Source organism: Nostoc sp. 2RC (assembly GCF_014222165.1).
In the GTDB taxonomy this organism is placed as follows: domain Bacteria; phylum Cyanobacteriota; class Cyanobacteriia; order Cyanobacteriales; family Nostocaceae; genus Nostoc; species Nostoc linckia.
Genome location: NZ_JACKZU010000382.1, coordinates 1 through 7787, shown reverse-complemented (window position 1 = coordinate 7787; position 7787 = coordinate 1). Strand labels below are relative to the sequence as shown.

Genomic DNA, 7787 nt, shown 5'->3' with positions numbered 1-7787 from the left:
ATCCAAGTTGTCTAGGTTGGTTAACCTAGCTAACCTTAAGAGAGTATTTCTACTCATTTGGGTTAAACGAATCGCACCCAGGAACTAATTATGAATTTATCGCAAGCTTATCAACAATGGGAACAAACAACAGTACAGCAAGGAATACAGCAGGGAATACAGCAGGGAATACAGCAAGAACGCCGCGAACTGATGGAAAATCTGTTGAAATTCAGGTTCGGTTCTGTGGATAAAGACTTAGGAAGAGTCATCGATATTTTCTTGGAGTTACCAGCAGATGACTTTGCTAGGGTTTTACTATAATTACCTAATTTATCCCGTGAAGAGTTGTTACGAAGACTTGATTTGCAATGAGCGGTCAATACAGCAGAATTCCTAATTGACATTCCCAATTGACAAGTAAAAGAAACTAGTTACTGGGGATTAGGGATTCGGGACTGCTGTATGGCGATCGCCACATTTTACCTTTAATTAAAGTTCGCTTTACTTTTACTTAAATAAGTATAATTTGTGATTATTATTCAGTGTTAAAGCCCAGACTATAGTATGTATCATAAATACAATCCACTAAAATATACTCACAAAGCAACCAGGGCATAGTACCTCTGAATTTTGACATTCAGAATTGCTACCAAGATTTCTATATGATATTGTCAAATTAGCTTTCAGGATTTAGCTTTTCGATCTGGTATCGTAATATTGAAATCAGGGAAAAACTTATGTATCGATTCCAGATCAGTGCATCTACTCAAACTGGTGAATTCATCGGTATTGTAGGTTCTACTCCAGAATTGGGACTATGGGATATCAAAAAATGTGTTCCTCTACGTACAAGTCCCGATCGCTATCCTTTATGGTGGACAGATACAAAAATCAACTTTGCGCCGTCTTTGGAGTCAGGCAACAGCCAGACTGTTGAATATAAGTATGTGCGTATAGACTCCAACGGTAGCGTCCGTTGGGAAGCATTCGGCCTGAACCGCTGGCTGCCAATAGAGCGTGAAAATCAGTCAAAAACAATTGTTGTGGATGATGGCGCATTCGGTTATTTGCAGCCTTATTCCTTTGGATATTTTACTGAAGAACCTGCTGCTAGGATGCCCCAAAACCAAGATTACCAAAACCTGAAAGTCTTGGTCATCGGCAGTTCTGTTGCCTTGGGTCATAAAGCTTGGCTTTTGAAAGGTTGGACTTGGCTATTAGCACAAGCTTTGCAGGAAAAATATGGACACGAACTCGTGAATGTGTCTGAAGTCGGGGCAAATGTCACCAGAACAATCAATCGATTTGCCTCAGTGGTCAGGCCAGAAAAACCAGATATCGTAATTATTGCTTTGTCTTTGGGTAACGAAGGCTTAGCCTACTGTCTCCCCCACGAACGACGCGGAATTCAACGGCGGTTTGAAAGCGGGTTACAGCAACTCATAAAAATGACACGGGATATGGGCGCACGCCCGATTCTCGGCGGCGTTTATCCTCATAACGATTATTGGCTGGAACACCATTGGCTGTTAAAGGATACACACAACCGGATGCTAAATTGGGGCATTCCTGTACTCGATTGGTTGCCAGCATTAGATAACGGTCAGGGACGCTGGAAAGATGGAATATCCTTCGATCCGGCTCACCCCAACACCCACGGCCACCGCCTGATGTATGAGTCCATTAACTTGGACTTGTTTGCCATCAACAAAAGCGAATTAGTCAAAGAAAAACAAAGCTTCCCGCGGCCAAGTGAAATCATTGTCTACCTCGATAATGCAGGATTTTATATCTCTAGCTGCATTGAAGAGAAGCGTTTGCGAATTGTCAATCCTTCACAATACACCTACACCATCGCTCCCTATTGGCAACAACTCCAAAATGCACTGAAAAATAAAGCAGGATTGCTTGCTGGTATCTACATTGCCAAATCTGCCAAGCCAGGGACACTGCCATTCTTTGCTGTCCAAGAAGATGGAGCGATCGCCACCACAGTGGACATCCCCCCCGGTGCAGATTTAGAATATAGCGCCGCCTTCAATCTGTTTTCGCCCAATAACTCAAATCTTTTATTTTATGACGGGCATTTAGGGATTTTACAAGCGGACGATGGCCATCTGTGGGTAATTAACGAATCAGACAATGAATACAACATCCATCCCATGTGGCAGGAAATTCGCCTAGCACTCAAAGCTGTGCCCCCAGGCGTCTATGAAGATCCCCTGCACCCAGACATTCCCTTCCGGACAATGATGATTGGCAACAAGGGACTAGAAAGTAGGGTGAAAGCACCACCAAATTCAGCGGTGCTTTTTCAATATAAATGTAAATTATCAGATATTAATCGAGTTGCGATTCTGCCATTGGGCGATCGCTGTGCCGTCAGAATGATGCTATATAAAATGGAATATGACGGCCCCGCCTTTCCCTTTGATTTAACCCGTACTACCAAAATTTCAGACATTGCAGATATAATCGAAAATCGTTTTTATGACATGTGGAACCCTGCCTTTTTGCATTTCAATGCCTACGAACGCAGAATCTACCACAGTAAATGGTCTGGTTTATCCTTTGCCCATGAAGTCGAGGACACAGACGACCCCGTAAACGATATGTCTCCCGTCTACGAACGGATGCGCCTCCGCTACAGCGCACGCTCACAAAGGTTTTGGTATACAATACAAAACTGCGATAAAGTACTTTTCGTGCGTACAGGCATTGCCGATCGCGCCGGTGCAGTGGATTTAGTCAACAAACTGCAAAAGCATTGCCAGGGAAAGCCATTTCACCTGCTACTACTTTCTCCCCAATCCAGTGACGAATTTTTAGACCTTCCCTGTGTACTGCATTACAACGTAGAATTTAATCCCGATCGCATGTATGACGATTTAGGACACTGGATGTACTGCACACAGGTGATGCGCGGAATTTTACAATCTCTTGGCGTCTCCAGCAAAAACCTTTTTTGGTGTCCGCCAAATCCCCCTAAGGATGAGGCAAAAGGATAGGGGTGATGGTTTAATATTCTTCCATCGATAATTTATTCACATTAAAATAATTTAAGCAACTCTATTAAGCTAGATATTTGGGCATCTGGAATACAAATATCTTGTGAAAGAGTTTTTCTAGAGCGATTAATCCAAATACCTCTAATGCCGATTTTCTGCGCTCCTTTGATATCTCGGCTCAGATTATCGCCTACCATCACAGCATTTTCAGCAGAGATACCAAGCTTATCAAGTGTTAACTTAAATATACGCGGATCTGGTTTGCCAAATCCTTCTTCTCCAGAAATAGTGATGTGTTGAAAATATGCTAAAAGGTTAGTTTTTTCTAATTTTTCATATTGTAAATCTGAAATGCCGTTAGTAATTAAAGCCAAGGAATAATTCTGGCTCAGTTGTTTGAGTGTTGATTCTGTTTCGGGAAATAAAACCAGGCGTTGGCGTAATTCGTTGCCAAATAAATCAACTAGTTGTTGAACAAATATTGAATCATTAATTTTAAATTCAGCCAAAGCATTATACCAAACTTGATATCTATAAGTAGGAATGCGATCGCGGATAAATTTCAAGTTGTGATGGTCGCCGATGAAGTTTCCCCATAATCCTTCCCAATAACCGATACCAATATTATTACAGTATTCAATGTCAACAAAAGCATTCCATAATTGGCGACCGTGACTTTTGACTGTATGGTATAAATTTTCAGTATTAATACCATATTTTTTGTGAGCTAATTCACAGGTTGCTAAGAATGCTGCCTCCACAGCTGCCACCTCTACAATTAATGTATCGTCCAAATCGAAAATTATAATTTTCAAATTTCTAATTTATTCATTGTTAACAGTTGGCTTTGCAACAAGTCTCACGATTATGCTATTTAGATGTATTTTAAATGATGCAGGACTGCTATTTATTTTCTGTGAAGCTAGGTACAGTTTTTGTTACCTGTTAAGAGTTTCCTGTTTCCTAGCTTCACGAGTATAGCAGTCCTAAATGATTTGTGAGATATTGCTGCTGTTGACGATTGATTGTCAACAGTCAATAGTGAAAAATCAACATCAGCACTGGAATTTTCCACAACTCAAATAGAATTGCTATATGTTTTTAAATTACCATAATTTGCTACTAATTTTCTCCAGCATTATGTTCATTAAATCACCTCAAGGTTTAATTTCTGAAGGAGTTACAGCAGCATATTGTTCTGAGGAAAGCGTTGCTTCTCTAACATTTATCTTCTTAGTAATGAATTTCTGTTCATAGAATAAATCAGCAATCTTCTGCTGTCCTGATAGCACTTCTTGACTCAGCGGTCTTAATGTGTAAAACCTACGTTTTGATACGAGTTCTAGTGTGGGAATATCGATTTTTGCTTCTGGCGCAATTAGTGTCGCAACTTCTCGTGGGTTAGCCTCAGCCCATTTACCCACGCTGTTAACTTCTTCCAAGATAATTTTCACTACTTCAGGGTTATCTTTGACGAAATTACGCGAACCTAACCAATAACCTCCTTGGGTCGTAATTCCCTTACCATCTCGGATAACACGAATACTACCAGTTTTCTGAAATAAGGCTAGGTGGGGGTCGCCAATGACAGCTGCATCAACACTTTTACGTTCAAATGCTGCACGAGTTTCTAATGGGGTGAGGTTAATATGTTTGATATCGCTAAGTTTTAATCCTGCTTCTTCGAGGACTTTAATGACGAAGTATTGTTGCGCTGTAGCCCTTTGAAAAGCTAGTCCTTTACCTTTGAGATCCGCTATTGTCTTGATGGAAGAATTTTTATCGACTACAACAGCAGTTCCTTCACCGGTTCCAGGTTTACCACTAGCAACATAAACAAAAGGTACACCAGATGCTTGAGCAAAAATAGGCGGAGTTTCACCCACGAAACCAAAATCTACACTTCCCACATTCATTGCTTCTAGAAGTTGCGGCCCAGCAGCAAATTTTGACCATTCAACTTTAATTTCCAATGGATTTAAACGTTTTTCTAATACTCCTTTAATCTTGAGTAAATCTCCGGCAGTCATGTAGCCCATTTTCAGGACTTTTATCTTGGTATTAGTGTCAGTCTTATTAGAAGCGTTAGCAGCTTGCTCTGGTGTATTTGGGGCTTTACAACTCACTAAAGTTGTGGATAGGGTAAATATTCCACCTACCAAAAATAGTAGAAAGTAATTAAATGGCTGTAAACGAGATTTGCTGGATGTTGCTACCATAATGCACTAGGAATTGTTGATTTTTGTTGTTTTTTCAGCACAAAATATTTACCCTTCACCTCATGGCAATTGGCTGAAAAATTATATGAAATTCATAGCTGATTAATTTACTGAACCAGCTTTGCAAATGTCGAATAATCCAAATCGGCTTTTATTTACGGCAACTCGATAGAATTACAGTATTTTGTAATAGCACGGATATTATCACAGACTCTTTCAAGAATCAAGCAGCAGATTTAACCGCACTATTCAGGTAACTCCAAAAAATAAATTGGCGTTGCTGAATAATGGGATGATTTAGGCTGACACGGAGACACGGAGACACGGAGACACGGGGATTATGTCTTGATGCAAATTTTCAAATCATCTCGCAATTATGCAACGCCAATAAATTAAGTAGGTGGACACAATTATTTAGAAGACGCATTTCGACTTCAATGCTCCGTAAGCTGATTCCAAGAGGGTTAAGCGCAGCGATGCAGCGATGCACTGAACCGCCCTGAGCTTGTCGAAGGGAGCCTGTCGAAGTGTCGAAACCCAGCGAGTTCGAGTTAGGTTTAATTTAGTCCTTCTACTTATTCTGGTTCAGGTCGTTGACAGTTTACCCTGAGCGAAATCGAAGGGTAAACTGTCAACCGTCTTCTGTAAAATATTTTTTTCTTAGAAGTCCCTTACTGATTTGGCATAGAAAATTCTATACAAGTGTTAAATAATTGATGCGAACACTTACGTTAATGCTTTTGAGGTTAAAAATTAATCAAACAAACTCAACATACTCAATAATTGTTCCATCAGGATGCATAGCTCGCATATTAACTCCAGTGGGGACTTTGTTTGGTTCGGTGAGAATTATTGCACCTTGCTGAGTCAGTGCTTCTCGAAAATCATTGAGTGAGTCAACGAGAAATGTTGCATGTGTACTTTTGAATGGAGAGAGTGCTTCAGGTGAACCGGCAATTAAAAGAATAGAACCAACGCCAGCCAGTTCCAACTCGGTTTCGGAATATTGAAACCACAACCAACATTTTTCTGTAAACAGGTTTTCATAGAAAGCGATCGCCTCATCCAAGTCTATGGGACTAAGATACACTCTAGTTAATACTTTAAGAATTTGCATTGCAACCTGTCTATTAGGTAGCTATTGTATTTGAGCGCGCTAGCAAATTCGGGTCTTGACCGCCCAAAGGAGTACTTTGGAAACACCCCAACGCAGTGGCCGCTTTTGAGTACTGAATTGTTACTTTCAAAACAAATCTTCAACTCTATGTTCGCCTACTTCAAGATTAGGTTACTCGCCATCGCTCAAAATTCATTTCATTTCTACACCTTTAGTCCTGTCTCAGTCATCTGTATGGTTATTACCAATATATATACATGATTGAGTATCAGTACCTAATTTCGGCAGCGTGTAATAAGTAGTCGTACAAGATTTAGATACATTATTTTCTTTGGCTCAAAATTATGTGTTGCAGTCACAATTGAATAGCTGATTATACTTGATTTTTGCCAAGCTAAGTTATTGGTTTTTAATGTTCCTTCTTCCTTATTACTTATTTAGGTAACTCCAAAAAATAAATTATTCTGCTTGGGGTTGTTGACTGTTAACCATTGACTGCTGAGTGTCAACGGTCAACAGTTAGGGACTTGCAATTAAAAAAATATGGCTATGGTACTTAGAGAGTTTCAAGTAAAAAATATTTCATAGAAGACTGTTCACCGTTGACTGTGAACCGTCAACAGTCAACAGTCAACACTTTAACCAAATTATTTTTTGGAGTTCCCTTGCTGATTTTGCCACGTCATTGAGAAAAACATGAGTCTGCTTGTATTAAGGTAAGTCTTCGCCCCATTGGCCGATACTTGAAACATAAAACTTAAAATATGTTTATTATCTTTTAAAATCATTTGCAGAGATTTAGGTACCAAACATGGCTGATATTGTTGATATTGCTGTTAATGCTGAGTCTTTTAAGACACTAGTGGCGGCTGTACAAGCTGCTGGTTTAGTGGAAACATTAAAAAGTCCTGGGCCTTTCACCGTCTTTGCTCCCAATGACGATGCTTTTGCCAAATTACCACCGGGAACCATTCAAACTTTGTTACAAAACATTCCCCAGCTAACCCGGATTCTCAAATATCATGTCGTTTCGGGAAAACTCTTGGAGACAGATTTGGCACAACTCGGTACTGTGAATTCTGTAGAAGGTTCACCAATTAAAATTAATTCTTCAGATGGCTTTGAAGTTAAAAATGCCACAGTTTTAGCAGCAAATATCGAAGCTGATAATGGTGTAATTCACGTGATCGATACGGTGATTTTGCCCGGTTAATTCAGCTTCGGTGCGTGATTGAATCGCTGTGGTCTGTTGACTGCTGACCGTTGACTCTCAACGGTTAACAGTCAACAGCCCACCCCAGTATTTATGTAATTTATACGTGCATTAGCTGATTATTTTGGATTTGAGACAAGGGAATTTCAGCAATCTATTTGGTATAAATTATGCAAAATTTTTAGATTCATTAAGATTAATTATTATAACTATAAGAACTTAATTGAATTGTTTAAATAATGTTAAAT

At 39.7% G+C, this 7787-nt stretch carries 6 protein-coding genes; 3 read left to right on the top strand and 3 right to left on the bottom strand.

Annotated features, from left to right (window positions below; genetic code table 11):
- Window positions 1–90 precede the first annotated feature (90 nt).
- Entirely contained in the window at window positions 91–303 is a 213-nt protein-coding gene (locus tag GNE10_RS29235) for a hypothetical protein (protein ID WP_185569183.1), read from the top strand.
- Between the two features lie 416 nt (window positions 304–719).
- Window positions 720–2990 (top strand): DUF1796 family putative cysteine peptidase, encoded by a 2271-nt coding sequence (locus tag GNE10_RS29230; RefSeq protein WP_185569181.1) that lies wholly within the window; start codon window positions 720–722, stop codon window positions 2988–2990.
- Window positions 2991–3031: 41 nt separating this feature from the next.
- Here the strand turns inward: GNE10_RS29230 and GNE10_RS29225 are convergent, their stop codons facing one another.
- The 3 genes from GNE10_RS29225 to GNE10_RS29215 form a co-directional block, all read right to left on the bottom strand.
- Entirely contained in the window at window positions 3032–3805 is a 774-nt protein-coding gene (locus GNE10_RS29225; RefSeq protein WP_185569179.1) for an HAD family hydrolase, read from the bottom strand.
- A gap of 342 nt (window positions 3806–4147) precedes the next feature.
- A complete protein-coding gene (locus tag GNE10_RS29220; protein ID WP_185569177.1) occupies window positions 4148–5209 on the bottom strand; it encodes an aliphatic sulfonate ABC transporter substrate-binding protein in 1062 nt (353 codons plus the stop codon).
- A 757-nt stretch (window positions 5210–5966) separates the two neighbouring features.
- A complete protein-coding gene (locus GNE10_RS29215; RefSeq protein ID WP_099071552.1) occupies window positions 5967–6326 on the bottom strand; it encodes a VOC family protein in 360 nt (119 codons plus the stop codon).
- Window positions 6327–7137: 811 nt separating this feature from the next.
- Here GNE10_RS29215 and GNE10_RS29210 point away from each other — a divergent pair.
- Window positions 7138–7539, top strand: coding sequence for a fasciclin domain-containing protein (locus GNE10_RS29210; RefSeq protein WP_099071553.1), 402 nt, complete (start codon window positions 7138–7140; stop codon window positions 7537–7539).
- Window positions 7540–7787 lie beyond the last annotated feature (248 nt).

What these genes read in the sequence shown, in the direction of transcription:
- GNE10_RS29235 (WP_185569183.1), top strand. Translation starts at nt 91, where the DNA reads ATGAATTTATCGCAAGCTTATCAACAATGGGAACAAACAACAGTACAG.
- GNE10_RS29230 (WP_185569181.1), top strand. Translation starts at nt 720, where the DNA reads ATGTATCGATTCCAGATCAGTGCATCTACTCAAACTGGTGAATTCATC.
- GNE10_RS29220 (WP_185569177.1), bottom strand. Translation starts at nt 5,209, where the DNA reads ATGGTAGCAACATCCAGCAAATCTCGTTTACAGCCATTTAATTACTTT.
- GNE10_RS29215 (WP_099071552.1), bottom strand. Translation starts at nt 6,326, where the DNA reads ATGCAAATTCTTAAAGTATTAACTAGAGTGTATCTTAGTCCCATAGAC.
- GNE10_RS29210 (WP_099071553.1), top strand. Translation starts at nt 7,138, where the DNA reads ATGGCTGATATTGTTGATATTGCTGTTAATGCTGAGTCTTTTAAGACA.